The sequence below is a fragment of the Alloscardovia venturai genome (genome assembly GCF_042676605.1).
Classification (GTDB): domain Bacteria; phylum Actinomycetota; class Actinomycetes; order Actinomycetales; family Bifidobacteriaceae; genus Alloscardovia; species Alloscardovia venturai.
Genome location: NZ_JBHTHQ010000025.1, coordinates 1 through 25,897 on the forward strand (window position 1 = coordinate 1; position 25,897 = coordinate 25,897).

Annotated in this window: 26 protein-coding genes and 1 tRNA gene; 25 read left to right on the top strand and 2 right to left on the bottom strand. The window is 47.3% G+C overall.

What is annotated here, in order from left to right:
* Positions 1 to 327: 327 nt before the first annotated feature.
* Positions 328 to 400, top strand: a tRNA-Lys gene (locus tag ACFQY8_RS07625).
* Here ACFQY8_RS07625 and ACFQY8_RS07630 read toward each other — a convergent pair.
* The gene (locus ACFQY8_RS07630; protein ID WP_377939404.1) at positions 362 to 784 is read right to left on the bottom strand and encodes a helix-turn-helix domain-containing protein; all 423 of its coding nucleotides are present in this window, start codon (positions 782 to 784) and stop codon (positions 362 to 364) included. The two genes, ACFQY8_RS07625 and ACFQY8_RS07630, sit on opposite strands and share 39 nt — an antisense overlap.
* Before the next feature lie 68 nt (positions 785 to 852).
* Here ACFQY8_RS07630 and ACFQY8_RS07635 point away from each other — a divergent pair, with 68 nt between their 5' ends.
* The 9 genes from ACFQY8_RS07635 (at position 853) to ACFQY8_RS07675 (ending at position 7,093) form a co-directional block, all read left to right on the top strand.
* Positions 853 to 1,059 carry a helix-turn-helix domain-containing protein gene (locus ACFQY8_RS07635; RefSeq protein WP_377939357.1) on the top strand — a complete coding sequence of 69 codons (207 nt, stop codon included), beginning with the start codon at positions 853 to 855 and terminating at the stop codon, positions 1,057 to 1,059.
* A 100-nt stretch (positions 1,060 to 1,159) separates the two neighbouring features.
* On the top strand, positions 1,160 to 3,043 hold the full coding sequence (locus tag ACFQY8_RS07640) for a hypothetical protein (RefSeq protein WP_377939358.1): 1,884 nt from the start codon (positions 1,160 to 1,162) through the stop codon (positions 3,041 to 3,043).
* Between the two features lie 15 nt (positions 3,044 to 3,058).
* Positions 3,059 to 3,814: a hypothetical protein gene (locus ACFQY8_RS07645; RefSeq protein ID WP_377939359.1), complete on the top strand. Its 756-nt coding sequence runs from the start codon at positions 3,059 to 3,061 to the stop codon at positions 3,812 to 3,814.
* Between the two features lie 234 nt (positions 3,815 to 4,048).
* Positions 4,049 to 4,180: a hypothetical protein gene (locus ACFQY8_RS07650; RefSeq protein ID WP_377939361.1), complete on the top strand. Its 132-nt coding sequence runs from the start codon at positions 4,049 to 4,051 to the stop codon at positions 4,178 to 4,180.
* On the top strand, positions 4,177 to 4,518 hold the full coding sequence (locus ACFQY8_RS07655; RefSeq protein WP_377939363.1) for a hypothetical protein: 342 nt from the start codon (positions 4,177 to 4,179) through the stop codon (positions 4,516 to 4,518). The genes ACFQY8_RS07650 and ACFQY8_RS07655 overlap by 4 nt, the downstream gene beginning before the upstream one ends.
* Entirely contained in the window at positions 4,511 to 5,611 is a 1,101-nt protein-coding gene (locus ACFQY8_RS07660; RefSeq protein ID WP_377939364.1) for a hypothetical protein, read from the top strand. Before ACFQY8_RS07655 ends, ACFQY8_RS07660 begins: the two co-directional genes overlap by 8 nt.
* Positions 5,612 to 5,621: 10 nt before the next feature.
* Positions 5,622 to 5,966 (top strand): hypothetical protein, encoded by a 345-nt coding sequence (locus tag ACFQY8_RS07665; protein WP_377939365.1) that lies wholly within the window; start codon positions 5,622 to 5,624, stop codon positions 5,964 to 5,966.
* A gap of 156 nt (positions 5,967 to 6,122) precedes the next feature.
* Positions 6,123 to 6,635 carry a Panacea domain-containing protein gene (locus tag ACFQY8_RS07670; protein ID WP_377939367.1) on the top strand — a complete coding sequence of 171 codons (513 nt, stop codon included), beginning with the start codon at positions 6,123 to 6,125 and terminating at the stop codon, positions 6,633 to 6,635.
* A complete protein-coding gene (locus tag ACFQY8_RS07675; protein ID WP_377939369.1) occupies positions 6,632 to 7,093 on the top strand; it encodes a Fic family protein in 462 nt (153 codons plus the stop codon). The genes ACFQY8_RS07670 and ACFQY8_RS07675 overlap by 4 nt, the downstream gene beginning before the upstream one ends.
* Positions 7,094 to 7,104: 11 nt before the next feature.
* Here the strand turns inward: ACFQY8_RS07675 and ACFQY8_RS07680 are convergent, their stop codons facing one another.
* Positions 7,105 to 8,907 (bottom strand): hypothetical protein, encoded by a 1,803-nt coding sequence (locus ACFQY8_RS07680; RefSeq protein WP_377939371.1) that lies wholly within the window; start codon positions 8,905 to 8,907, stop codon positions 7,105 to 7,107.
* A gap of 235 nt (positions 8,908 to 9,142) precedes the next feature.
* Here ACFQY8_RS07680 and ACFQY8_RS07685 point away from each other — a divergent pair, with 235 nt between their 5' ends.
* The 15 genes from ACFQY8_RS07685 to ACFQY8_RS07755 all read left to right on the top strand — a co-directional run bounded on the left by ACFQY8_RS07685 (position 9,143) and on the right by ACFQY8_RS07755 (position 25,893).
* On the top strand, positions 9,143 to 9,748 hold the full coding sequence (locus tag ACFQY8_RS07685) for a ParA family protein (protein WP_377939373.1): 606 nt from the start codon (positions 9,143 to 9,145) through the stop codon (positions 9,746 to 9,748).
* Positions 9,738 to 10,652: a ParB/RepB/Spo0J family partition protein gene (locus tag ACFQY8_RS07690; protein WP_377939374.1), complete on the top strand. Its 915-nt coding sequence runs from the start codon at positions 9,738 to 9,740 to the stop codon at positions 10,650 to 10,652. The genes ACFQY8_RS07685 and ACFQY8_RS07690 overlap by 11 nt, the downstream gene beginning before the upstream one ends.
* Positions 10,653 to 11,378, top strand: a complete 726-nt coding sequence (locus ACFQY8_RS07695; protein ID WP_377939376.1) for a hypothetical protein — start codon at positions 10,653 to 10,655, stop codon at positions 11,376 to 11,378.
* A 5-nt stretch (positions 11,379 to 11,383) separates the two neighbouring features.
* Positions 11,384 to 12,991, top strand: coding sequence for a hypothetical protein (locus ACFQY8_RS07700; RefSeq protein WP_377939377.1), 1,608 nt, complete (start codon positions 11,384 to 11,386; stop codon positions 12,989 to 12,991).
* Between the two features lie 16 nt (positions 12,992 to 13,007).
* The gene (locus tag ACFQY8_RS07705; protein ID WP_377939378.1) at positions 13,008 to 14,345 is read left to right on the top strand and encodes a hypothetical protein; all 1,338 of its coding nucleotides are present in this window, start codon (positions 13,008 to 13,010) and stop codon (positions 14,343 to 14,345) included.
* Positions 14,346 to 15,503: an aggregation-promoting factor C-terminal-like domain-containing protein gene (locus tag ACFQY8_RS07710; RefSeq protein WP_377939379.1), complete on the top strand. Its 1,158-nt coding sequence runs from the start codon at positions 14,346 to 14,348 to the stop codon at positions 15,501 to 15,503.
* Between the two features lie 50 nt (positions 15,504 to 15,553).
* On the top strand, positions 15,554 to 16,120 hold the full coding sequence (locus tag ACFQY8_RS07715) for a hypothetical protein (protein WP_377939380.1): 567 nt from the start codon (positions 15,554 to 15,556) through the stop codon (positions 16,118 to 16,120).
* Between the two features lie 244 nt (positions 16,121 to 16,364).
* Positions 16,365 to 16,664, top strand: a complete 300-nt coding sequence (locus tag ACFQY8_RS07720; RefSeq protein WP_377939381.1) for a hypothetical protein — start codon at positions 16,365 to 16,367, stop codon at positions 16,662 to 16,664.
* A 198-nt stretch (positions 16,665 to 16,862) separates the two neighbouring features.
* Entirely contained in the window at positions 16,863 to 18,326 is a 1,464-nt protein-coding gene (locus tag ACFQY8_RS07725; RefSeq protein ID WP_377939383.1) for a hypothetical protein, read from the top strand.
* 35 nt (positions 18,327 to 18,361) lie between these two features.
* A complete protein-coding gene (locus tag ACFQY8_RS07730) occupies positions 18,362 to 19,801 on the top strand; it encodes an SCO6880 family protein (protein WP_377939384.1) in 1,440 nt (479 codons plus the stop codon).
* Between the two features lie 24 nt (positions 19,802 to 19,825).
* The gene (locus tag ACFQY8_RS07735) at positions 19,826 to 21,463 is read left to right on the top strand and encodes an ATP-binding protein (protein WP_377939385.1); all 1,638 of its coding nucleotides are present in this window, start codon (positions 19,826 to 19,828) and stop codon (positions 21,461 to 21,463) included.
* 13 nt (positions 21,464 to 21,476) lie between these two features.
* On the top strand, positions 21,477 to 23,369 hold the full coding sequence (locus tag ACFQY8_RS07740) for a type IV secretory system conjugative DNA transfer family protein (protein WP_377939387.1): 1,893 nt from the start codon (positions 21,477 to 21,479) through the stop codon (positions 23,367 to 23,369).
* The gene (locus ACFQY8_RS07745; protein ID WP_377939388.1) at positions 23,356 to 24,117 is read left to right on the top strand and encodes a hypothetical protein; all 762 of its coding nucleotides are present in this window, start codon (positions 23,356 to 23,358) and stop codon (positions 24,115 to 24,117) included. Before ACFQY8_RS07740 ends, ACFQY8_RS07745 begins: the two co-directional genes overlap by 14 nt.
* Positions 24,118 to 24,136: 19 nt before the next feature.
* Positions 24,137 to 24,703, top strand: coding sequence for a hypothetical protein (locus tag ACFQY8_RS07750; protein WP_377939389.1), 567 nt, complete (start codon positions 24,137 to 24,139; stop codon positions 24,701 to 24,703).
* Positions 24,704 to 24,831: 128 nt separating this feature from the next.
* Positions 24,832 to 25,893 carry a DNA cytosine methyltransferase gene (locus ACFQY8_RS07755; RefSeq protein WP_377939391.1) on the top strand — a complete coding sequence of 354 codons (1,062 nt, stop codon included), beginning with the start codon at positions 24,832 to 24,834 and terminating at the stop codon, positions 25,891 to 25,893.
* Positions 25,894 to 25,897 lie beyond the last annotated feature (4 nt).

Sequence of the window (25,897 nt, forward strand, 5' to 3'; positions counted from 1 at the left end):
TTCTCTCCTGGAGCTATTTGACGATACTCAACAGTGTCACGCCCCAACACCCAACGATTAACACGCCTACGGCATCTCTTCTTGATGGATGCCATGTTCAGTCTTCTCTCGTACTAATTTATTGCTCTTGTTTCGTAGATTGCAACAGATTTAACAGTACTCGTTCCTCGACCAAATAGTTCACCATGAACCTAATCTACATCACAATGATTTGAATAGATAACTGCTAGTAGAGTAGTGAGCAGGGTCGGTGCGTGTGACACAACTTCGAGAATTTTACGGCACGCGTTGCTTTGTTCATCTAAAGATGGTATAGTATCTGACGTTGCCCCTATAGCTCAATTGGCAGAGCAGCGTCCTTTTAAGTCGTGGGTTCACAGTTCGAGTCTGTGTGGGGGCACTTTTTTATACCGTTTATACGCGTGGCTTGGCGATGAAGCTGAGATTGTGAACGATGTGAATCAGTTGCATCTCTATCTTCTGGGTTTATGAGATAACGTGGAGCGGTGGTGGCTATCTTATTAGGTAAAAGACTTTGAATGGACTCTGTAGAGAGTAAATCTGCTGGTGATACGGAGAAGAATTCCGCTGCGTTGGCTAAATCGTCAAGAGTCCAACGGACACGTCCATTAAGTTTTTGTGAGACGTTGCTTCGAGATATGTGTAGTGCATCTGCGAATTCATATTGATCGCAACCTGAGAGTGTATAGCGCAGACGGATATTGTCAGTGATTATCGTCTGCATTTGTGCGGATGATTCAGTAGGCTCAATATTTTTCTTCATAAAAGTGATTATGTCATAATGAAATAACACTTGTCAATATGTCGCTATGAAATGTTAAACTATTAAACATGAACGCCATTCAGTTAAATATCACAGAAAATATGAGGCAATTAATGAAGTCGCGTGGAATATCGCAAGAGCAACTTGCGCAGGCACGAGGAATTACGCAGGGTGCATTCTCGAACAAGTTATCGAATAAAAGACCGTGGAATACAGACGATATTACGTTTTATTCTGCTTATTTTGATATGCCTGTTACCTCGATAATTTCATAGAAAGAAAAAACTTCCGTCGTATTGCAGTACGGCGGAAGTTAAGTAAGTCAATCATCTATTTCTGAACGCCAATTCAAAAAACAAACAGAAAGTACTTACAATGAACAATTTTATTGATACCACTGTATCTTCAAACACCTCAAACATCAATGAGCTTGTCTCAATTAATACGCCATCTTCTATTTTCGATGTCGATGAAGCACAACGTCAACGAGTTCGTTCGCTCTCTGGTAAAGAGCAGACTGAATGGGCGAATAAGGTAACGGCTCGTGGTCGTAATGAGCTTATATCTGCTCAGGATATGCATGACCAGCTTGTCAATCAGATAGCAACTTTCGAAAACACTATCAATGAGGCATACAGTGGTCAAGCAGACGCGATTCTAGGCTATGCAAATTTTCAAGACTATCTCAAGGCTGAGTTTAGTGAGCTCAAAATGATTAAGTCGCGTGAAGCGCGAGGTCAAATAGTCCAAGCGTTTAAACAGGCTAATATGTCTACTCGCGTAATTGCAAGTCTGCTTAATGTGGGCGTCGCAACAGTGCACCGCGATTTGCAATCCACAATGAAAGCTGCGAGTGGACAGGTGTTCCATAGTGGAACACCTGTCCATGAAGAAAATGCCAGTGTTCAGGTGTTCCACAACGGAACACCTGAACAGTCAACGACTTCTATCTCGCTTGATCGAAAAACGTACAGCGATAAGCGCGGGGCGGAACTCATTATTCGTGATTACTTGGAAATCATGTACTTGACTGAGGTGGAGGGCAAGTCTCGTCGTCAAGCTGCAGAAGAACTTGGTATCCCTCATGCAACAGCAAATGAGACTATGCATGCTTATAACGATAAGCATGATGCGATTAACAGTCTTTTTGTTCGTGCGCGCTTGATTCAGCTTGACCCTGACCAGTCGGAATCTATCGCATACGTCGCAGACCAGCTCGGTCTCAGCGTTCATGGTGCGCAATGGTTAACTGATCCTAAAGGCTGGGCAGATAAGAAGTATCACAAGCATGGAGACTACACCTTCCTCGAAGACGGAACGACTCTGCTTCTGCGTGATCATATTGCATGTGAAATTATTACACCGGCAAGTATTTATGAATGGTTGAAAGCACCAGTGGCACGCTTATCTCCACTCGTTCTCCAGTATGAGGATGAGAATGGGGTAACTCAGCGTAGTGAAACTTCGCTTACTCGTTTGGGTGAGATTTGCCACGCATCTCAGGAGACTTTGTCGTATCAGTTTAATGAGATGCGCAAGGAATGGCGTCAATATCAGGAAGATATGGTTGCTCAGGACGCGTTGGAACAGTCTCAGAAAAACTATGAACAACACAAAAATGATACACCTGCTGCAACTTCTACTGCGACTGCAATTCCTGTATCTGCTCCTACTTCTGCTCCTGTAGTAGCTTCTACAGGTGCGAAGGAGTTGACTGATGAGGGCAAACTCTCTCATATCGCGAGCATGACACCGGCCGAGGCTGCTACCCGTTTTGCTGAGCAAGACGGGTGGATGTTCTTACCACAACAGCCGACTAGTATCGAGCAAGCTATACATGACGTGTGGTTCAGCAAGATCGTGTATAAGAGCATCCAGACTCCAGCAACCTATTTGGAATATATTAGGCAGCGTATCGCGTTCAAACTCTACTCCGATGATAACCAATACAAGCATCTCGACCCTGAGTTTGTAATGAGTATTAGTGACTTCGCAAAAAGTTTGATGGAGCCACTCGAAATGACTCTTTCCATGACCGCTCGTATTAAAGATATCCGCTTACGCCTGGATAAGAAACAGCGTGATGAATACATACGTCTGGCGCAGAACCTGAAAAACACGCTCGATGTGGTTATCGAATCCATGAGCTCGGAGACTCCACGCGTGTATTCCATTGATGTAGACGATGCGGAAGATAAGCGTTTGAAAGCAATGCAGGAAGAGGAAGACGAACTCAAAGACCTCATGGAAGGCTTCTAAAACAGGGGAACAGGTATGGAGAGTTTGTTTGAGGAAGAGATGAGGCAACACATCATGGAAGAAAAACTGAGCAATGATGTCGAGGAATGGAACGCGTACACGCGTATTAAACGCATCATGAGTGTCTGCGAAAAAATTAACGTTACAGCGCAAGTAAGACCATGGGCCTACTCAACAGGCGAAACTGTAAACAGCCTAGTCAGTGTAGTCCAGCAGCGCATGTGGGATAAATGGAAACCATGCTGGGATATTACAGACACAGACCCGAGCGAAGGTAACGTGTACGCATGGAGTACACGACTTGTATCATTCACATTGCAAGAATTCCGTCGTAATATCCTCTCTGGAGGAGTCACGTGCGCACCCACGGCATTAGAGCATGGGGTAGAGCAGTATCCGGAAACTGAACCTACATTTATGCAGACTCTTGTCATGGACGGGCGAGACCTCCAAAGCGCAGAAACGAACAGAGAAAAAATCGTGACCATGCTTGTCGCAGCAGCAGGAGGATTTGCCCACCCCAACATTCTCGAGCATGCTACCCACTGCGTGGTCTTGATGGAGAAAACATACGCGAAAAAATATTCCGCGAAAGAATGGGACAGCCTTACCCGCATGATTGTCAGTATCCGGCCAAACATCATGCTTAATAACCTGTTCAAGAAAGCATACCTGAGTGTTTTTACGCATGATAATAAGACACGACAGATAGATAACTTGGGAGAAGTCCATAATTATTACGCGCGTGTGCGTGCATCACACCGCCACTAGCTATTAGAATAAGAAACTGTCTTCTTCTCAAGTGATATTGACTACAAGGGGCGTAACCACTCTTCACAGGGTGGCTGCGCCCCTTTCTGTTTTTGTTGCTGTGTTTCTTTTATTTATCTATCTTCTTTTTAAAACTATTTTCTAGTTTTCTAGTAAAATAGAAAACTAGAAAGGCTGATTATGGTTCATAGAGTAGTGACGCTGAAAAGACGCACGCGAGAAGGAGATACTCCCTTGCGACAGTTAAATGTGCTCATTACGGCGGAAAGACATCAAGCATTGAAGCGATACGCCATCGAACAGTCTCGTCCTATGGCGGATATACTGAGTGACTGGATTGATGAGAAAATAGAGGTACACTCATGAAAATAACAACAGTAATTAGTGCGAAGATTCGTGATGATATTTATCAATCAATACGAAATGGTAAAAAACAGTTTGAAGTACGTACTGAGCCTTTTGGTTCGGCTGGAGTTATTCGATACGTGAGTGCCTCAACAGGTAAGCAGTTAGGATTTTGGCAGATTAAGGAATCGTTAAGCGTACCTATATCTGATCGTTCGACTATACAGAAATATGCTGCGGTGCCGCGCGAAATAGTAGATGAACTTTTTCCTATGACTTCAGGAACATGTGTGTATGTTGCACGATTGGGGCATGAGGTTACTGTTAACTCTTTGTTTGAAAGAGGCGAAAATGAGTAGTGATGTATTAGAGTATCGTTTATTTTCCGATTTTGATCTCCAAGATCCATTCTTTGATAGTCTGCGCAAAAGTTATTCTGGGTTTGATGATTGGTTTAATCGTAAGGCTGCTGCCGGTGAGAAGGCTTATACGGTATATGAGGACAGTAGCATTGTTGCGTTCTTATATCTCAAGGAAGAGAATGATGATGATTACTCTGTAGTGCCTATTCTTAGTGGTCGTAGATTAAAAATTGGGACTTTTAAAGTAGACTTTGATCATCACTCTAGTATTGGGAAACGTCTATTTGCTATTACTATGCGTACCTTTGCTGCTGGTGAATACCCGTACGTGTACGTTACTACGTTTGATGCTCCTCATACGCAAGGGCTCCGTCATATGTTTGAACAATATGGTTTTGAACGATACGGCAGTAAAGGTGAGGAAGAGGTATGGGTTAAAGTCCGGCCAGCTCACATTGATCATGCAGTTGATGTGTACAAGAGATACCCATTTTTGGATATACAAGAAGATACAAGAAGCATAGCTTTTCCACTATTGTCGTATGGCAGAAAAGCAACGTTCCTGCCAATTTACCCGTTGTGGCATCAACGGCTTTTTACGAGTCGTCTTGCAAATGAGAGCAAGACAATTATCCCCGACGAGACGCGTGTAAATTCAATAGAGAAGATTTATTTAACATCTATATCTGCTGTTGGTGTATTGCGTGCCGGAGATGTTCTTCTTATCTATCGCACGGCGCCAAGGGGTACGGTTGCTCGATATACTGCTGTTGTCACTGCTTTCTGCACAGTTGTAGAGGTAAAAAATATTCGTGATTTTAAAACCTTTGATGAATTTAAACGATACGAGAGAGGTAGAAGTGTTTTCACCGAAGACGAATTAAAAAATTTCTACAGAACGGGAAAATACCCATACATTCTTACGTTCCTGGAAAATTTCTCTTTCCACACGCCATATCCTACACGTGGGCAGCTGCTTGATGCAGGACTTATGAATGGGGAATATCCTGCTGGACAGCTTATCTCTTCAGCACAGCTGAGAAAAATTATCGAGTTGGGAGGAACAGGTGAAAGTTTTATTATCGATTAAACCTGAATACGTGAATAAGATCCTTGCAGGAGAAAAAATTTTCGAATTCCGTCGTAAACTTTTCAAACGCGACGACGTAGACACTATAGTGATTTATTCCTCCGCTCCTGTGCAGCGTGTGGTAGCAGAAGCGAGTATCGACGCTATTCTTACCGATACGCCAGAACGATTATGGCATGATACACATGAATGTGGCGGTATCTCTTATGACAAGTATAAGAACTATTTTCATGATACAGATGCTGCTTATGCGATTAAGTTTAAACAAGTTACGCCTTTAGAAGCACCTGCATTATTAAACGAGTATGCGCCACAGATTAGTAGGCCTCCTCAGTCGTTCGCTTATATAGCATAACGAGAGTTTCTTTTCCTATAACTGGGTGCAGCTAATTCTTCGTGAATGGTTGCGCCCCTTCTTATTTTCAAGCGGTCTTGTGCATACGCAAAATTGGGTGTATTATCTTATCTTTACTCTAAAATTAAAGTATTGAGGATAGATAAGGAAGGAAAAATGATGGTCACTGCATTAGACGTAGCAAACACTTTCATTATGCGTCATTCGGATTTATACCTTTCTAACTTGTCCTTGAATAAACTGGTATATTTCGCTCAGGTAGAGTCACTGCGCCTGACGGGTAAGCCATTGTTTGAGTCTGAGATTCAAGCATGGCAGTATGGTCCGGTAGAACCTGACGTGTATAGAGCATTTTCGCATCATAAGACTGCTTATCTTACTCCTGCAGGGGTAGTCAAGAACGATGAACAAGTAAATCGTATAGTTGATCATGTAGCAGACAAGTATGGTTTTCTCACTGCTTTTGATCTTGTTGACTATTCTCATCGAGACGGTGGTGCATGGAAAAACGTGTATGACGGTACGCGCAATAAGACAATTACCATTAAGGACATCCTTGACTCGGATGATGTAGTTTCTTACCCAACATTAGAGGGCACGATGACGCAAGATATGCACGATATATATAACAAGTATCGTAATACGTTCCGTCTTCTTGGTGATGCATGAGATTAAGCTGCCTTGACTACGATCAAGAGCAGCTTGAAGCTCTTGTGAATAATGTTATTAAGTATCATGACTATGTCATCCAGTTGCAGGGTTTGGATATTGAACGCTTGGATAGTAACGCTAAGATTGAGTCAGCTATTTATGTCTGTTTTATTTCTCATTATGGTGTACCAATCGAAGCAACACATGATTACGATGATGTATTCGATCAGATATCAGATTTCGCATACCATTTAGCAACGGACCATCCTTTCTCTGACGCAAACAAGCGCACTACCGTTCTTACGGTAATAGCGTTACTACATCGATGCGGGATTGATCTGACTTTCAAGGATTCTGATACGCTTACCGATAGTGCTCTCTACCATTGGGTGAAAAATTTGGTGGAAAAGGAAAAGACATATAAAGAACTCGCAGGTGTTTTACGGGACAATGCTGTTCCACGCGTAACACAATAAACTCACATAAGTTATAGAAGTTGCCCCACCAGGGTGGCTGCGTTCTTATAGTCAGGTAATGCGCCGTGGCGTGGGAAACGAGCACGTACAAGACTTTCAATATTGTGCGCTTCGCTTGCCTGAATTCTATGCGTGGTAAGACTGCTTTGCATAACGTTCACCTCGTTTACCCACCACGTCCACAAAGTCCGTTCTACCATGTACGTGGCAGTTTTAACCGCATGCAAGCCGTGAGTGCCAAGCTTGTGAGCTTTCTTCTCAAGCCATGTGTAAAGACTATCCAATGCTGGGGTCGGGGAGGAGGCATGGCTGGTGGCAAGCTGGTTTCCTTGGGAGATTCCTAAGCCGGTGTGGGTGCAGGCGTCCTGATTGGTGATGTTCAGCCATGTTTCGAGCAGGCTGAGGAGTGTGTTTCTGAGCAGTGTGTAATAGTTTTCTGGGGGCGTGTATCCACTTGTGGCAAGACTAGACACTAAACCACTATCAAGCCCAGTGTTCTCAACGTTTTTACAATCATCCAGACTCCAGTTTGTGTTGATATGCCAGGTGTGCGCGACAACGCCATGTGCTGATTTGGTGAGTGTAATGTGGCCTTGTTTTTCGAGTCGGCGTAGACTCATAGATGCTGTTTGGTGGCTTATGCCGCAGGTCAAGGCGATACGTCGAGAATCCAATTGGATAGTATCGTTAACGGCTTTGAGGGCATTGTAGAGCAGTGTGTTCATGACGCGCTGGTCTACAGCCTGACCAATACCTTTAATAGTGCGGGCGTTGTTCCACGTGTAAAGGTTTTCTATCTTCGCAGTAATCAAAGTGAGCCGTATGTCAAAATCTTGAGTTTTTTGTGTTTCGTGACTGGTGATGTACTGGTAGGCTTTCACCCACATGCGTTTAAGGACACTGACAGTGTTGTGACTGCCGTACTTGGGGCGGCGTACACGACCCGCATTCGTGTTCTCGTATTTTGCGTGGGTTAGTCCTGGAGCATTCGACGAGACGACGAGTTCCATGAGATCTTGTATGTGCCAGTGGGCGCGCACAGCACCTAAAACAACAACCCACAAACGCTTGGACGTGTCCGTTGTCTTATTAACGGGTGCGTTCAGTGCTGTTTGGGAGCCTTTCGGCAATTCGCGTTTTATCCCTGGAAGATACGGCAATCCAAAAGAATCCACGTGTGCATCCTCTAGGCTTGTCTCGCTGTCAACTGGATGAGTATCAGCTGGGGCAAGTGAGGCAAGCGTGTCGATGAGATGCCATATGTCTTGCTCGGATACGGTTGGGATAAGAAGGCAGTCAACGCTACCTTGGATAGGCTTGGATTGTCCACCGTTGCGGTGTGGTGAGTAGGGTGGGCGCACGCACCCGGTCACAGGGTTTAACAAAGGCGTAATATCCAGACTTGGTGTGTGGGCTTTCATCGCGTAAGCAAGCTTGCGCACTAATGACGCGTCCAGGGAATCTACCATGGAAATCCAAATGTGGCGGCCACCCGATGGTCCAGACTCGCATACGAGATAGGCGATATGACAGTCATCAAGAATGGTGGTTATTTTCTCGCAATCTGCTTGGACAAGCTCGCGCGATTGAGTATTTCCATCGTGAGCATCTAAATCAAAACACACATACTGGTAGGTTGAACCGTCTGCCAGGTACATCGCCCACGGGCTTAAAGGTTCGCCACGGCTAATGAGGCGCTCCCGTGTCGCATTCATATACACGCCATCATGACGTGTATATACGCGCACAGCATCTCGTAACGACAACTCTTCCGTAAGTTTCCACGCAAGTGAAACGTGTTGGATACGCCCCATACTCACCTCCCCTTTTAGGCTCTCTCATACTTGTGCAAGTTCACAGGGGCGTGCGCATGAGCCAAGGAATAAAGGAATGAGAAAAGATAGCTCATACTGTGCCCCTCTTTTAATATGAGCAAACATTTTTTCATTTTTTATATAAAGAAAATGAGGGGTGATTTTTTATATAAAACTTTTCTTCACTTCTGCTCACATTAAGTAGAACAAATTTTTTGTGATTCAAGGAGCAGAAGTGAAGATTGTTATTGCGAACGCTAAAGGTGGAGTGGGTAAGACCACGAGTGCGCTCTATCTTGCAGCCGCTGCGCGTATGCGTGGGTTAAAGGCGAGTGTATGGGATGCTGATCCACAAGCATCAGCAAGCTTGTGGGCAGACAAGGCCACAGAACTTGGAGAGCCTCTACCCTTTGATGTGATTCCTGCAAACAGGAGCACCCTGACTAAGCCAACAGAGGTGGATGAGCTCGTGTTTGTGGATACTCCTCCGAGTGGCGATACGATGCTGCAAGCTATCGCTTACGCAGACATGGTCATCGTGCCCATGAGTGATTCACCGATGGAGTTTATGCAAACCTGGCAAGTCATGAGTAACATTCAGACATCTATCCAGGCACGCGTGCTTTTAGTGCGTGCGGAAGAACACACGACCGCGTTCAAAGAACTCGAAACCGCACTAGCCGAACAACGTATCCCACGTTTTACTGCCGTGGTCAAGAAGCGTCAACCCTTGAAACTTGCTGTAGGAACAAACCCCCACAAACTCTACGAGTACGGAGACGTGTTAAGCGAGCTCATCGCACACACTCCGATTGCAGGAGGCACACATCATGGTCAGTAGCGCTTTCACATTGCCGTCGACTGCTACTAGGGGTCAGGGTTTGTCTGCAATTTTCCGTACCGCTGAGACTGCGACCCAGGGCAAAGAAGTAGTCTTGCTGCCTACCGCAAACTTGCATGGGTTTACGAATCACCCCTTCAAGGTCATGGATGATGCTCCTATGGCAGCTCTCATGGAATCTATCGAACAAGGTGGTATCCATACGCCACTTATCGTGCGCGCAAATAATCACAGTTATGAGATTATTAGTGGACACCGCCGTGCGCATGCAGCTCAACTCTTAGGAATAGAGACGGTGCCTTGCCTGATTGTGGACGTGGATGATGATACCGCAACAGTCATGATGGTCGATGCGAACCTCAACAGGCCTCGTCTGCTTTTGAGCGAGCAGGCAAAGAGTATGCGCCAACGCTACCAAGCCCTGTCCCATCAAGGCAAAAACACGGGAGAAGGCACCACTGCAGAAATATTGGGTCGCCAGTATAAGAAGTCAGCATCTACTGTACGCCGCCTGGTACGCCTAGCAGCGTTAGAAGATACCATGCTGGAGCTTATCGATGATAAGAGGGTTAGCGCTGGAGCAGTCAAAGACCTCCTCCAACTCACCTGCGAGCAACGCTTAATAATCGTAGGCTTCCTCTCCGCGAATCCTGGCTTCAAACTCAGTAATAATGCGGCCCACCTCATCCGTATCCACACGAACCGTGGAGAAGAGCTCACCAGTGAGTTTCTTTCCCAAGCGATGAGTGAAACCAAGCCTGACACTATCAGGGTTGACGTGCCGATCGTATGGCTGCCTGACGGGGTAGAAACCCTCGCCCAGGTTAAAGATTTGATCTATCAAGCATGTAACCGGATTAAAGACGAGCAAGACGCTCATGACGAACAAGAAGGACTAATCTAGATGACTGCCAAATTTTTCACAGCCACGCTCATGCAAGATTTTGCGTACAAGTGGGCACCCCTCATGCTGCTATGTACGATACTCTTTCTTGCTGTCTCGTATTGGACGGACGCGAAATACCCTCGTTGGCGTGCAGCGTTAATGTGGTTGGCTCTGATTATTGCTTTTATTAGTCAGCTTCCCCTACCGTTCGCAATTCTTGTCCAACCAGAATTAGCTGTCGCCACGATAACGAGCAGGCCGTTGACCATAAGCCGTCTTGTCCTGATGAACGCGATGAGTTTCCTTGCCATGATTGTGTACATGGGGGTTAATATGCGTCCGAACTTTGGGCTTAAGCAAACAGATTTTGTTTCCCCCTTACCTTTAAAGGTCCAGGACAAGATTCGCGAGGTAAAAAATAAGCTCACACACAAAAACGTTCTGCCTCATGACGTCAACGAGTATAACGATAAAGCATCACTAAAAGCAGGAGATTACGTAGGATACGACGATACAACAAGAATTGATTCTTTCGCGCTTGGTGCTTACTGGGCATACACACAAACAGAACTGACAGAAAAAGAAAAAGCACAACTTGTCTTCCAGGGCGAGAACGTGGAACAAATCCAGCAAGCCTTGAGAACTGTTGGTGATTTGCGTACGGCAAGCACTGTTGTGACGTTGAGCGCACCGGGACGAGAAGTTCTTCCTGGTTTTGAAGCGTTTATGAACGATGAGGTTTAACCCTCATGTACGGTATAGATAATAGTGAGCCGCGAGGATTCCTTGACCAAATTACTACCCGGCAGACCCCGCCCGAACAAGCAGAAAGTTTGGGACAGGTATCGCGTAGTGAACTGAAAAAGCGGCAAGCCCAGGCGTTGAAAGAACTTATCGCTCAAGACATTGACGCCACCCATAATGATGAAGAAAGCGTACAAGACGCGCACACTCCACGCAGACAGTCATGGCTGGGCCGCGCATTAGCATCAGCCTCATCTCTCATATCATCCAAATCACAAGAACAATCAGACATCGAGCAAGGTGAGGATGAGTTTGAGGGTGTGGATGATGATTTCTCAACCCTGTTCGACCCCTCAACCAATGAGCAGAATACAAGCAGGCACGAGGCGGAGCAGGAAGGCCATGAGGAAGCAAACATTCTGCCACAGAACATCGGTGAGCTGCTAGACGATGATGTGTCGGAAGCTGAACCGGATGCTATTCTGGCTCAACTTATTGAGCATGATAATACAGACGAGCTTACTGACGAGTCCGATATTACAGATGTAGATGGAAGCGATGATGGTGTTGAGGCGCTCCTCGAAGAAACAGACAGTCTAGAAGAGGGTATCGTCGACACTGACAACATAGATGAGTCGAACACGGATGAGTACTTAGACGAGCCAGCGCAATCTTCTGAGCAGCCAATGAGTATGCGCGACTTCCTTGAGGACATCAGCAACAGCGAGGAAGAGAACGAATCACTCATAGAAGGTAAGAAACCAACTCATGTTCCGCCGTTTATTGCTCTTGGAGTTTCGCTTATTGTTTTATCGACTGTAGGATTGGGTGGCGCTTACGCGTATGCGCGCCACGAAACCACTCGATGTGAGAGTGTGACTTACGAATATAGGACAGAGCTGAGAAACTACGAGAAAACTCGTATGCAAGCCCGAAAACTTAGCATGAGCCTGAACGCGGGTCAAGTCGATAAGCCAAAGGTACTGACCAGTCTGAAAAAAGCAGCAGCTACACGTATCCCTGCCATAAGCTCTGTGCAGTGTGAGAGTGGAGTATTCTCTTTTACACGTAACCGGGCCACAGCTGCAGAAGTATCAAACGTATCCTACACGCTGGTATCACGTCGTACACGTTTGACCAGTCTTATGCGCCAGACACGTCAATCCAAGACGCGCAAAGAGTACAAGAATGCGCTACAAGCGTTGCAAGCGACTGTAGATTCCGCGCAAGCACTCTATGACACATCCACAGGCCAGGTGGCTGACGAGAATACCAGAGCTCAGCTCAACACTCAGATTGAGCAGACGCGCAAAACTGTGAAATCAAAAACTGCGTCAGCGGGTCATCTTGATAAGCAGCGTCAAGCCTTGACCGATGCGATGAGCCATGTTAGCGACAGTATGACTGCGAAGGCTCAAGCAGACCAAGCCGCCGCAGCTCAAGCGCAGGCACAGGCTCAGGCGCAGCAGGCTACACCTCGCCAAGCTCAGCCCTACATTCCTCCACGCACAGCTCCACGCAGTCCAACACCACGCGGAAGTAATGGCGGCTCATCGCATGGGTGGAGTGTTCCTGCAGAGCCAGGCGAAGCAAACCTGCCTGACCACCTCTAAGTCTCAAGGAGAAAAGATGCTTACCGTAAACGAATATTTGATTGATGCTCAGACCAAGCTTGATAGTTTTACCCGCGAGGATTGGAAGACATTCATTGAGCTGGTGGCCTCGTGTCATGCGTATGATTTCCCTAGCCTTATCACCCTGTATACGAGGGTGAAGGCTCCAGTTTTCTTGGCAGTCAATGAGGCTCAGCTTAATCTGCTGACTGCACGCCAGCGTGCAGTAGACTATACGCTCATACCTGTGCTGACTCCTCAGCTTGTTTCTACACGTCACACGATGCGCGAGTTTGACGCGCTCACCCCTCTCATAGAGGTAACAACATCGAACGAACTAGTCGCCGCTCTAAGCGTAGACAGTGTGAATGGGATAAGCGAGCGTTTTTCTTTGGAGAGGCGTTCTGGAATGCTGCACGCGCGCATACATTTGCCAGATAATGCGCGTATCCGCTTGTATGGTAGTCAAGACTTAAAAATGGTTAGATTCGAGCCTACCAGTTTCCAACGCATCGCGGATGGTAAAGACTGGAGCCTGACCATGATTGATAGGAACGGTGCCATCCTGGGCAGTATCGATATCATCAGCGACTATCCACGTCTCATCGATAATTACGGTAAAGCACGCGTCCAAAACATCGCCGACACAGTTATTCAGCCCACTGTTGCAGCTCATGGGGCAGTAATAAGTCGTATCGCTGCCTTCCGTGACCCATATCCTATCAATGATCAGCATAGTGTTGATAGCGAGGATAGGGTAGCGGTCCAACTCGATAAATACTTCCACCAGCTTTCCCACCCAGGCGATAAACCATCAGAGGGCAAAGAAAAAATCCTTGACCGTATGCTCTCTCGCCTTACCCCATTGCGCTCTTTTATCAGTAGTAGTGATGAGGAGACTGTGCGTATTGGTGCGGGGCGTGTAGTCATTAGCGAGCATAACAGCCGCGACCTTACCGCCGTACACATACGCTTATGCCTAAGCACGTATTATCCAAACCTTGATGCGCAGACGGCAGAACGAGTCGCTTGCTTAGCATATGCAATAGCACTGAGTATGCTGCACTTGGACACTGCAGCAATCGTTGAACACGTTGCCGCTAATCCGCCCGTCTCGCTTGAGGAAGGCGATATTGCGCGCAGAATCGCAATAACTGCTTTACGTCTTTTTCATCCAACTCTTACCCGTCACGGGCACGGGTTTAGTGTTGGCGTTCCTTGGGATTGGCACAATATGGGTTCTCACCCAGCCATGATTATGGGACTTATTTATACCAGCCAATTCTTTCTTAAGGATGGGGTTAGTGTCGCAAAAAACGAGAACAGCCTCTACGAGCAGGAGGCAGACGAGTAAATGAATACAAACAACTCCTCTGCAGTAGGCACGACCGTTCTTGTTGTTGGCGTGGGATTTTTCACAGTACCGATAGCCATTATTGTCGTGTTATCTCTATTTTTTACTATTTTTGTTAACCCCATTGCACGCTGCCAAACAGGAGCCACATCAGCGGGTGGAAATATAGCGAGTGTGAAACCGGTAGATAACGCGACATACAAGGCGCCTGAGCATTCTGATAATCCCGTGCGTGAAAATCTGGCTCGTTTCGCTGAATCTGTCGCATTAGATGATTCTCACGGGTATTCTCAGCCTCGTAGAGGAGGAAATCCTGACTACGACTGCTCATCGTTAGTGTACTTCGCAGTAACGCGTGGCGCCGGAGTGAGCCTCAAAGTAGCGACTCCTTTTACAACATATAACATGGGAGGCGTGCTCATGGCTGCCGGGTTTACTCACCTGACATGGAGTGGTAATCCCAAAGACGCTCCCGGTCAGCTCCAACGTGGCGATATTATCGTAAATCCGAGTAGACATACAGAAATATATGTAGGCGGCGGCCTGTTTGCTGGCGCGCGCCACGCATCCCCGAGGGGTATCGATGATGGGCATCCTGGAGACCAGGGCACAGGATCGAAGCAAGAAATTGGTATCTCGCATAATATTACGACCAGCTTGTATGACGTGTACCGGTATAACGGTGATACGTCAAACACTCAAGGCCAAGCGAACAATCCAAGCTCTACAGTCACGCAGGCTAGTTTAGAGCTTGCCAGCGCATGCATGACGTCTCCTAGCGGCGGGAATAATGCTACAACGGTTGCTGCTATTGTTCCCGATGATCTAACCCACGCCAGCCCTGAGCAGGCACGTGCTTACGCAAAAAGTCTCATGGGCAAATATGGGTGGAATGACGATGATTCTGACACAGGAGAGTTCGGATGCCTGGTATGGGTATGGAACCATGAGTCAGGTTGGCGATGGAATGCGGACAATCCATCCAGTGACGCGTACGGTATCCCCCAATCGTTGCCCGGCAGCAAAATGGCTACCATAGGCCCAGACTGGCATGACAATGCTGGCACCCAAATCGTGTGGGGTATGAACTACATCAAAAACCGGTATAAGAGTCCGTGTGGGGCGAAAGCCTTTTGGCTGGCTCACCACTGGTATTAAACATCGCGCAATTTTTTAGCGGTAAAAGGATTTTAAGGAGCAACAAGATTATGGATGTGAATCTTCGCCCAGATTATTCCTGGGCATCGGACGAGCTTGCACTTTTTGTGGGCGGTATCATTGCTATCTCTCTGACTGTTATGGTTATTGCACTGATTACGGGTGCTTTACGGTTTTTTCTTGCGAAAGTCACGGACTCGAAATGGGATGATGCGATAGGAGACAGAATCCTCATTTCCGTACTTATCGCAAGTTTTGTTATCGGCTCTCTGGGTGGCCTGGTGGGTTATGAGATGGGTTTGTGGAATGATAATCCCGTCACTGTATCCGCAAGTGGTAACGCGGCCCTTACCATGGAAGAGAAGGCGGAAGTTACTCATGATGCCAGGGTTGCTCAAGGCTATAAGGATGCGGACGAGACAAACAAGTATGCGGATAAGAAAGCCAAAGACGCCCAAAACAAATTCAACAAAGGCGATATCGCAGGAGCGGCAAGTGACGCGACACAATCGCTCGCGAACCGAGTGAAAAGCGGAGCGCAAAAAGTAGGAACATGGGTCGCAGACCAAGCCTGGAACGCGAACAAGAAACTCAAAGAATTCTTCCACATCCAATAGCTTATTTTCGCGCGTGTGCGTGCACAAGGTCAGGGGACACTAGCATAAACGAGTATCCCCTGATTTTTATATAAAAAACGTTTTCGAATTCGCTCATATTAAGTAGAAAAATATTTTCCCTTGCGTGCTTGTTGTTTGTGCATTCTTCAGCAGCGCAAACGATTGAGGCTTGTACGTAGGGGAGGAAGTTTTTCTGAATGGTTATTAATTTCTTCTGTTAACAGGAAGGGAGGGAAAATATCGTATGGAATTATGGAAAGGAATTGTTTTGGCTGACCCGTCCGAGATTAAGCCAAATTATTCGTACTTCCCATTCATGTCAAAGCTTAATGCGATAGCTGGCGGTGTGGCAGGTGTGAGTATTACTGTCCTGGTCATCTTGTTCATCGTTGCTGGTGTATCGATTTTCGCAGGCAAAATGGGAATGGCAAATCAAATGTCCCAAAAGAGTTGGGGCATTCTTGTCGGCGCGATGGTAGTTGCTGCCATTATTGGTAGTGCTGGTGGAATTATCTACTGGGCATCGCTACAGCAACTCGCGTAACGAGCAGAACAATAATAGGTGGCTTGTAGTTTTCCACGAGGGGTGAGTGTATAGGTTTCTTTCCCTCTTCTCGACCATATGCTTATCGATTTTCTTGGGACTTACAGGTCACCTATTTTTCACTCTTATCATGCACGCTTTCATGTTATTGCTTTTTATTGTTTGTCGTGACATTTTTATTGGGAAGGTACACGCGCTATGAAGTTTGATCTTCTAGATCCTATTGGTTCACTCACTAAGCTCATGGTTGATGGTGCAGTCGAATCATGGAAAACAACAGCATCATGGGCTTTAAATGCTGGAAACGTGACAACAGCGCAGTGGCAGACCGCGTTCGATGTCGTGAACAAGGTTGCCGGTGTGATGGGCTTTATCGCGGTGCTTGTTGGCGTTGTCGGTATCGTGCAAGAAGCTTTCAAAGGATCTTTGGGTGGTGTGGTTTCCACGGTGTTTCGCACTATCCTTGCATGGCCAATCACCGTTGTACTCATCAACGTGACGGTCAGAGCGTTAGCAGTAGAGGGTGGTATTACCAATAATATTCTTCACTGGGCGTTTGGTGACAAGGTTGAGATTACCTTTACGCTTACTGGCGCAGGCTTGGGCAGTATGAATTCTATCGTCGCCATGCTTCTGGCCCTTCTTATTATTCTTGGTTCTCTCGTGTTGATGCTGATGATGGCTGCCCGCACATTCCTCATTATCCTGGGTATTGGATTATCGCCTATTGTGACCATGATTAACTCGTGGAGCGTTTTGAGGGCTTCGCTTTCTAAATGGGGTTCATGGATGGCGGGCGTCATCTTGTTCAAACCGATTTGCGCCATCATTATCTACCTGTGTGGAGCCTTGATGAAGGGTGCTGACGGTCAAATGTTTGGCTATCTGACAGCAGTAGTCGGCATGATTCTGGCGAGTGTAACTCCGTGGGTAATTGTCAAAATGGTCGCGACATTCCTTCCTGCGGGTGTTGGTCTTCGTGCCGCGTCGTCGGCTGGCCATTCAACAGTGTCTGGCGCAGTAGATGTTGCTAAGACTGCTGCGGCAGCAGCAATCGGCGCGGGTACCATGCTCGCTGGTGCAGGAGCCGGTGCGGGCACGGTGGGTGCCGGGGCAACTGCTAGCACGGGTACGAGCGGATTGGACGGGGTGACCGACAAGACCACAGAGGGCATAGGCGATATTGCCTCATCGAAGGATAAGAAAACAGCGTCAGATGATTCTACTGAGAAGAATGACACAGAATCCCCAACCGCTACATCGTCTGCAATATCGGGTTTGAAGACAGGTTCTGGAGCATTCGCTTCTATTAGCCAGTTTATGCAAGGTATGGCGGGTACTGGTATCGCACCGAGTGGCGTGAACTCTACATTGTCTGCTGCAGGACAGGTTAGTGAAATCGTCAACCAGGTACGTGATGCGCATTCTCCTGCGGCGGAGTATACGAAGGGGCAAGCAGACTCTGCAACCACACCAGTTATTCAGACAACGGGTGGCGACTCTGGCTCGACTACGACACTCATCCACACAACACCAGCAGCTGTGCCTCCATCAGTGCCATCCCAAACAGTCGTTCAAGAAGCATCAGCATCAAAGAGTGATGTGAATGTGCACGTGAGTGTGGATTCGTCGACTCCTGCCAGTGTGAATATTGACAAGTAAAAACGGATTTTAGGATTCAAGGAGACATAGGGATTATGAGTGCGAAGACTACGCATCGTTTTACTGCAACTTTTAGTCCGGTATCGAATACGGGGGTACTGTTGTGGTTACAAAAGCATCAAGTCATTATTATAGGTGGCATCGTGTCATACATGATGCTCATTCTTCTCATTGGTGCACCATTATGGACACCGCCGCACATCATTCTGATGGGTATTGCTGGCTTATCAGCGGTTACTATTAAGGGCAGAAGTCTTATCCAACTGGCAGCTATCCGCTTAGGTTTCGCGCTTCGTAGCGTAACGGGTCAAACCCGGTGGACTCTTAACCCTCTTAGTCAGGATGAGATTGTTGGTCTTATTGATCTTCCTGGTGCGGCAGGTCAACGCTTGAAACCACTAGAGGTAGTGAACACTCAGTTTAAAGGTGCAAGCTTTCTGTATGACAAGGAAAACAGTCAGGCGACAGCGATCCTGAGGTGTATGGGTAAGCCTTTCGTGTTCACGTCCACGGATACGCAGGATGAGCGGGCTCGCCAATTCTCCCACATGCTTTCCCAGCTTTCGGAGTACCCAGATATTGTCCGGTTGACTATCCAATCCAGGAGTTTGATGACTCCCTTCCATGTGGAGATTGCGGATAATAATGAGTTTGCTGCTGATGAGATTCGTGACATGGTGGCAGAAAATATGCGGGTAATTATGAGTCATGACATGATTATCTCTTTGACTGTCAGTCAAGACAAGGCCAAGAATCTTGTTAAGAATTATGGTGGGGGCGTAGCCGGTATTAGTGGACTCTTAAAGGATCGTTTAATCCCCTTGGTTAATATGCTTGAACAAGCAGGTATTGACTCTCAGGCGGGTATCGTGTGGGAGAATACGGCTCAGATTCGCGCGATGATGAAACTCATGAGCGATGCCACCGCTTACGGCACGATTAATGAGCGTCTTGAGTTGGATGATGATGTTCCTGTAGCGTCGAATTATCGGGAATACATGGATTACGTGCATGTAGGCGATACGTATGCGCGCACGTTGTGGGTGGATAAGTGGCCGAGCGACCCCGCAACGGTTGGCTTTCTTCACCAGCTTACTAGCGTCAGGGATGCGCAGATTGTGTTTACTCAAGCGTTTAAGCCGAAACCGGAGAATAAAGCGCGTAGAGCATTGAACGCGCGTAAGGATGAGCTCGAACGTATCAAACGCCTTAACAAGAACATGGGTAGGAACGATGACCCACGCCTCATTCTTGAGGATGATGAGGTGGATAAGCGTTTGACTGAGCTTGTGGTGCATAAGGCAGAGGTTGATTTCCAAGGCTTTGTTACCATTCTTGCGCCATCTAAGCTGCTCCTCGATGAGACAACGAGGAACATTATTACGAGCATGACATTTATGCATTTCGACCGTATGCATGGCCAACAGTACGCCGCTTGGGTAAGTGCACTGCCACTAGGGCAAGCAGGCAGATAAACATGAAAGGAGGAATGTTCCGTTATGGATGGTAAGGATATTGATACGCGCACTTGTTACGGTTCTATCACTGATAACAGTACAGATGAGGGTAAGCCACTGAGCGAAGGTGTCATTCAAGCAGCAGCCGTGCTTCCGAAGTTTACAGCGCGCCAAATCGCAAGCATGGATGCGCTGAGTGTGGATGAGTTTTTAGCTCACCCTCCCCGTGGCTATAAACGTCGTCTTGATCAAGCGTATAAGGCAACAGTTACGGCAATGGATAAGACGCATGCGCGGCTGATGAAGGTAGCGCGCGTCAAGCCCGAAAAGAACCCAGAAGACAAGAACCTCTTTCTTGAAAAGAATATGAAAACCCGCTTCGGTATGGGTACTGGTTTTATGGGATTATATAAGCCACAGATTCCATGGCATTCTACGTCTGTTACGTCATCGGGCATCTTAAACCCGATATTGACGCATGGTATGAGTCACTTGGACGGTCCTATTATTGGTGTGGACGCTATTAATGGTGTACCTTTCCGTTATGACGCGTGGGCGCCCTACCGGGCAGGATTGACTACTAGTGTCAACGGCATGATCGCCGGGCTCATGGGTTCTGGAAAATCTATGTGTATGAAAACACTTGCCGTGCGTGAAATTTCTTACGGGCGTAATGTGATTATTGAGGGCGATCCGAAAGGCGAATGGGCACGCGTCGCCAAAGCTGTGGGTGGACAAATCATATCGGTGGGCGATGGTAATTATTTGAACCCATTGGACACTGGTGTCAAGCCTGACTCCTACACGACTGAGCAATGGATGACAGAGGAGATAAGCCTGAGAGTGACTGCTCTTCGCGGCTTGGTGACAGCTATCCGTCCATCGGTGCCTCTTTCGATGGGCGAGGAAGCCCTCATCGACACGCTGGTTCGTGACTTGAGCAACCGGTTTGATCAGCCAACCATTACCAATCTTGTGGAACTGCTCGACTCCACCTGGCCAAATACCACTCAGATTAAGGGCCTCGAAGGCGACGATCTTAAAGCAGCTTACCAATCCTTGCTCCTCGTATTTAATCGTTTGGTGGATGGTGCTTTGAAAGGCAGCTTCGAAAAACCATCCACCGTCACCATCGACCCAGCGAAGCCGCTGATTGTGTTCAATACAGGGTCTGTAGATGATAATGATGAGATTAAACGCGCCACCTACACGGCAGCAATGAGTGCAGCCATAGACCGTATCTGCTACACGAAAGATGGCATATTTCGTCTCGTTATTGCAGAAGAGGGCTGGTGGCTTCTATCAAATCCTGAGCTTGTTGCTGGATGGGATAAACGTATGCGATTGTCCGGAGAACTGGGAGTATCGAACTGGCTACTTGTTCACGAGCTCGCAGACCTCGACGCTTTCGCCAACAAGGGTAGTGGCATGAGGCAAATGATTAACGGAATCCTGACCAAAAGCGAAACCATGATTTTGTACCGTCAATCTTCTAACAGTATCGAAACCCTCAAAAGCCTCATACCCGACATTACTGAAGAAGAACTCGACATGATTGACCAGCTGCGGCAAGGAGTGGGCCTATGGCGCATCGGCAGTAGCCTTCGACAGGCAGTACACCCGCTCATGAGTCAAACAGCATGGGACATTTTTAATACCAGCGCTGGGCGCGCAGGATAGGAAGTATACGATTATGAGTTTTGATAATAGGCGTATTGGTATCGATACCATCACTACAAACGAAAAAACACACACCTTAAAACAAAAAATCCTCTACACGTGGAGCAGATTTAAGACCACACGACTCGGCTTTATCCTGCTTGAACATACCGGGTTCGTGCGTAAACTTGCCCAGAAAGACAACGGTGTAGCGATTTTCATCGCTCCAGGAATGATTCTGGTCCTGCTTGGAATCCTATGCATGATAATCAATATTGGGTTCTATCCACTCTTTATTGGTCTAGGGCTTCCCCTCTGTATCCTCGGGTTAACCTTCTGGTGGGCGTATGGGAAAAGTGAACAACGATACCTTGACGACCTCACTACAAGACAAGAACTCATGACACAGCATGATGTCATTGAGCACGTATCCAGTCACAGCCTGTCCAAAGCTGCAGAACACGTCCTACCAGAAATACGAGAAAACGGCTGGCCAAAAAACCAGCCCATCCCCGCACGCTGGATGGGCGTATCTATCGGTACATGCCATGGGGTGAACGTGTGGGCCAGTAGCGAACAACCCCTCTACGTGCTCGGCCCAGCGAGAAGCGGTAAGACCACCAGTATTGTTGTGCCCTTGATTGTGGAAGCACCAGGTGCAGTGGTTGCTACTTCATCTAGGCGCGACATCATCGATAACACTTACCGGCTACGCAGCCAGGGGTGGAGCGTGAATAACCGGTATCAAAACGAGCCAAGCAGCGTGAACCCGCGCAAAAAGCTCCATGGTGTAGCTGGTCATTGTCATCTGTTTGATCCGTTGAATGTGGCAGGAAGCGATAACCCCGCAATGGATGAGAGCTTGCCTCCTCGTTTGAATTGGAATCCTATCGCTAAATGTGTTGACCCTGTTGTTGCACGCGCCTGCGCAGAAAACATGGTTAATACGGTCGGTATTAAAGGTGATAATCAGTCCTGGGCTAACGCTGCTATCGATATTGTTCAGGGACTCCTCCTGGCAGCAGCTCTCGAAGGTAAAACCTTGGAAGACGTATACCAGTGGAGCTTGTCTGCGCAGTCGTGCCAGACGGCCGCTAAGATACTTCGCCGACATAGCGAAAATGGTACTGCAGTGTTGTGGGCGTCGAGTATCGAAATGCTTGTCGCGGAAGACGCGCGTATCACGAGTAGCAAAATGCTAGGCGTGACCGGAGCATTCTCCTCCCTCTCCATCGAGCAAGTGCGCGCAGCCGTCACGCCAGCAAATGGTGAGCCATTGTTTGATATTGACCGGTTCGTCCAATCCCATGACACGGTTTACTTGTTGTCTCAGCTGCGTCCGTCTGCTGGAGCGTCCGCTGCTTCAGCCGGAGTATTCCTCACTATGTTCCTCACCCAGGTCAGGGATGCAGCACGCCGTATCGCACCTACCAAATCGGGTGGGCGTTTACAGCCACCACTGACTCTCGTACTTGATGAGATAGCGAATATCGAGCCGTGGCAAGAACTACCACAACTGTTTACCGCTGGTACGGGTGAGGGAATCTGGCCATGCGCGTTCTTCCAATCACGCAAACAAGCACAAGACGCGTACCATGAAGCAGAAGGACAAATGTGGGAGTCGTCCAACAAAATCATTATGGGAGGCCTATCCATCGAGCAAGAACTGAGAGAGATTAGTCTGCTGACAGGATATAGGCGCACCCAACATACCGATGAATCCTATAATGCAAACGCAAACGTCTTCTCCGGTGCCTCCTCATCCATCAGAAGCGAACGCGAAGCAGTCCTGGAACCCGACGAGGTACGCCGCCTGCCCTACGGTAACGCGCTCAACCTCCATACCAGTCACCGGCCAGGATTTATTCAACTCATCCCTTTCTGGATGAGAGACTACAAAATAGACAGGGCACATGATGAAGCATAAATTCTTTAATTTCACGCGTCGCCACAAGGCTATTACCGTGATTGCCGCAATCTTTACAGCTATCCTTGTGTGGGTTTCTTATTTCGCGTTAGCAGTTTTACTCTTCACCCCAACGCAAGACGCAACATCAACCACACATACCCCAAGCAAAAGTACACACTCACGTACGATTATCGATAGCAGTCCGTTGCAGTCGAATACTGACCAGTATCACGCATACGCACAAAACATGACACACACATGGGATCAGTTCCTGAGTCAGAAACCTATCGAAGGTGACACAACAACTAAACTGAATGACTTCCTTAGGCAGGGGCAAACATCTCCAGAATTTGATAAAGCCGACCAAGAATTAAACGATGCTATTCACGAAGCATTAGCCGATAACACGAAACTTACAGGAGCACAGCTCAAGGAGAAGAAAGCACACCTCGACCGAGTATGGCAAACATACGAGAAGAAGGCTTGGTTTAGTGCAACAAACTTGTATTACATTGCCTACCCGGCTTACACGGCAGGGGATACGAGACTTGTCAATTTTATTGACGCGCACGACGGGTATCCGCGTGAATGCTACCAGTTACACTCTTTATTGGATAATTATGGGCGAGATCTCGACTCCAAAAATCTTGGCCAGAAAGACTTCTCTAAGCTCGCACGATGGAATAAAAATTTTGCGGATACCAAGAACGCGTGCTTGACCAAGATGACAACTGAGCAGCAAATCAGTATCCAAGACCTCGAATAAGAACAGAAGATAAACAACGATGAGTGATATAACCCCAGTAACCGCAGTCAATGTTCAACGCGCTACACCATCAAAAGATCAGAGCGAGGACGAGCGAAGTGCCTTAGTTTATAACCCGTATAACTGGTATGAGAGCCACAATATTGAACAAGCTGAGCAGCGCATGTGGGTTGTTGCACGGTTTGCAGACTGGCTGTGTGGGGTCAATCCCGAGCTCGATAACGCGCTACCGGCTTGCTGGTTACGCCACGCGTGGCCGGTCATGATTATGGATGCGCTCTACACGCGCTATATCGGGTCTTACGCAAAAACGGAAGACCACAATACTGGGCCAGTACTCTGGATCGATCATGTTGAGACCACGATTAACCAGATACGCCAATGGTCAGCCGCTTCCAATCATCAATCCGCGAACAGCTGTCCAGGCGCAGATGATGAGATCTCGCCGCTTCGTATACGCCGCCATGAGGAAGAAGAAAAAGACGGATACTTAACCGACCGCAACTACACATGGCCGGAAAACACAGCCACTAGTCAGACTCGTATCGATGAGATTATGACTACGCCAAGATTAAATGAAGCGTAATAATCGCATAGTTTTCGCGCGATTTTCGTGTGGAAAGTGAATATTGTGAATACGCACATAGCCACTGGGCTCCATATCTGCTATTTTTGAATAAGAATAGTGTGGGAAAGTTAGTGAGAGTGGTGGTCATGTATCGCGCAGTGTCGCTTTTTTCAGGCGCTGGAGGCCTTGACATCGGTTTTGAATCTCACGGCTTTTCAGTAGTCTATGCGGTTGAACAAAACATCGATAGTGCTATGACGTGGAAGGTTAATCGTCCATCCAACGCGAAAGCTATGCATGTATCAGACATTAATGACTGTCTCGATGAGATTGCGCAACTATCAGATATTGATATTGTTTTTGGTGGCCCACCCTGCCAGGGCTTCTCGATTGCAGGTAAAATGCGTCCAGACGATCCACGGAACAAGCTCATACACACATTCCTAGAGGTTGTGGAACTTACACGCCCCAAGGTTTTCGTTATGGAAAATGTTCGCGCTCTTGCTTCTAGTCCACGATGGAAAAAAGTTCGAGAAGATATACTCCACACATGTGAACTTTTACAGTATGGTTGCTCACTCGAAGTGTATAACGCCAAAGATTACGGAGTTAGCGAGAACAGGGAGCGTATGCTTCTTGTCGGTGTGCGTGAGGATACAGGTTTGAAAGCCAATATTTTCCATGAAGCAATGTTGAAACAAAAGAGAATGGCTGCGCCTGTACGCGAAGTTATTAAAAGAGTAGGAAAATATGGCTCATCGTCAAACCCTGTAACTGGTTCGGCGCGTATCACACTTGCTAAAAAGCCGGTTATTCGCGCGACGGCATATTCAGGGATGCTTGTTAATGGCTCTGGCCGTCCAATTAATCTCGATACGATAAGCCCTACACTAACCGCTTCTATGGGAGGAAATAAGACTCCTATCATTGATCAGAGATCACTTGAAGATAAAACAATACCTAACTGGTTTGTACATGCGCATGACATATGGCAGAAAAACGAATCATTCAATGGTCTTACCGTTCCTAAGTATGTTCGTCGATTGACTGTGACTGAGGCGGCTGCAATACAAGGTTTCCCAAAGGAGTATATTTTCCATGGTTCAGTATGTTCGCAGTATCGTCAAATCGGTAATGCTGTCCCGTGTGGGCTTTCTTCTGTAGCTGCACAAGCCGTAGTAGATTCATTCTTTGATTTAGACAAGTAAGGAC

Coding starts and splice junctions, on each gene's coding strand:
- ACFQY8_RS07670 (WP_377939367.1), top strand. CDS start 6,123: ATGATGGTCACTGCATTAGACGTAGCAAACACTTTCATTATGCGTCAT.
- ACFQY8_RS07700 (WP_377939377.1), top strand. CDS start 11,384: ATGTACGGTATAGATAATAGTGAGCCGCGAGGATTCCTTGACCAAATT.
- ACFQY8_RS07660 (WP_377939364.1), top strand. CDS start 4,511: ATGAGTAGTGATGTATTAGAGTATCGTTTATTTTCCGATTTTGATCTC.
- ACFQY8_RS07690 (WP_377939374.1), top strand. CDS start 9,738: ATGGTCAGTAGCGCTTTCACATTGCCGTCGACTGCTACTAGGGGTCAG.
- ACFQY8_RS07640 (WP_377939358.1), top strand. CDS start 1,160: ATGAACAATTTTATTGATACCACTGTATCTTCAAACACCTCAAACATC.
- ACFQY8_RS07680 (WP_377939371.1), bottom strand. CDS start 8,907: ATGGGGCGTATCCAACACGTTTCACTTGCGTGGAAACTTACGGAAGAG.
- ACFQY8_RS07745 (WP_377939388.1), top strand. CDS start 23,356: ATGATGAAGCATAAATTCTTTAATTTCACGCGTCGCCACAAGGCTATT.
- ACFQY8_RS07710 (WP_377939379.1), top strand. CDS start 14,346: ATGAATACAAACAACTCCTCTGCAGTAGGCACGACCGTTCTTGTTGTT.
- ACFQY8_RS07695 (WP_377939376.1), top strand. CDS start 10,653: ATGACTGCCAAATTTTTCACAGCCACGCTCATGCAAGATTTTGCGTAC.
- ACFQY8_RS07655 (WP_377939363.1), top strand. CDS start 4,177: ATGAAAATAACAACAGTAATTAGTGCGAAGATTCGTGATGATATTTAT.
- ACFQY8_RS07740 (WP_377939387.1), top strand. CDS start 21,477: ATGAGTTTTGATAATAGGCGTATTGGTATCGATACCATCACTACAAAC.
- ACFQY8_RS07705 (WP_377939378.1), top strand. CDS start 13,008: ATGCTTACCGTAAACGAATATTTGATTGATGCTCAGACCAAGCTTGAT.
- ACFQY8_RS07645 (WP_377939359.1), top strand. CDS start 3,059: ATGGAGAGTTTGTTTGAGGAAGAGATGAGGCAACACATCATGGAAGAA.
- ACFQY8_RS07755 (WP_377939391.1), top strand. CDS start 24,832: ATGTATCGCGCAGTGTCGCTTTTTTCAGGCGCTGGAGGCCTTGACATC.
- ACFQY8_RS07715 (WP_377939380.1), top strand. CDS start 15,554: ATGGATGTGAATCTTCGCCCAGATTATTCCTGGGCATCGGACGAGCTT.
- ACFQY8_RS07635 (WP_377939357.1), top strand. CDS start 853: ATGAACGCCATTCAGTTAAATATCACAGAAAATATGAGGCAATTAATG.
- ACFQY8_RS07725 (WP_377939383.1), top strand. CDS start 16,863: ATGAAGTTTGATCTTCTAGATCCTATTGGTTCACTCACTAAGCTCATG.
- ACFQY8_RS07720 (WP_377939381.1), top strand. CDS start 16,365: ATGGAATTATGGAAAGGAATTGTTTTGGCTGACCCGTCCGAGATTAAG.
- ACFQY8_RS07750 (WP_377939389.1), top strand. CDS start 24,137: ATGAGTGATATAACCCCAGTAACCGCAGTCAATGTTCAACGCGCTACA.
- ACFQY8_RS07735 (WP_377939385.1), top strand. CDS start 19,826: ATGGATGGTAAGGATATTGATACGCGCACTTGTTACGGTTCTATCACT.
- ACFQY8_RS07675 (WP_377939369.1), top strand. CDS start 6,632: ATGAGATTAAGCTGCCTTGACTACGATCAAGAGCAGCTTGAAGCTCTT.
- ACFQY8_RS07730 (WP_377939384.1), top strand. CDS start 18,362: ATGAGTGCGAAGACTACGCATCGTTTTACTGCAACTTTTAGTCCGGTA.
- ACFQY8_RS07630 (WP_377939404.1), bottom strand. CDS start 784: ATGAAGAAAAATATTGAGCCTACTGAATCATCCGCACAAATGCAGACG.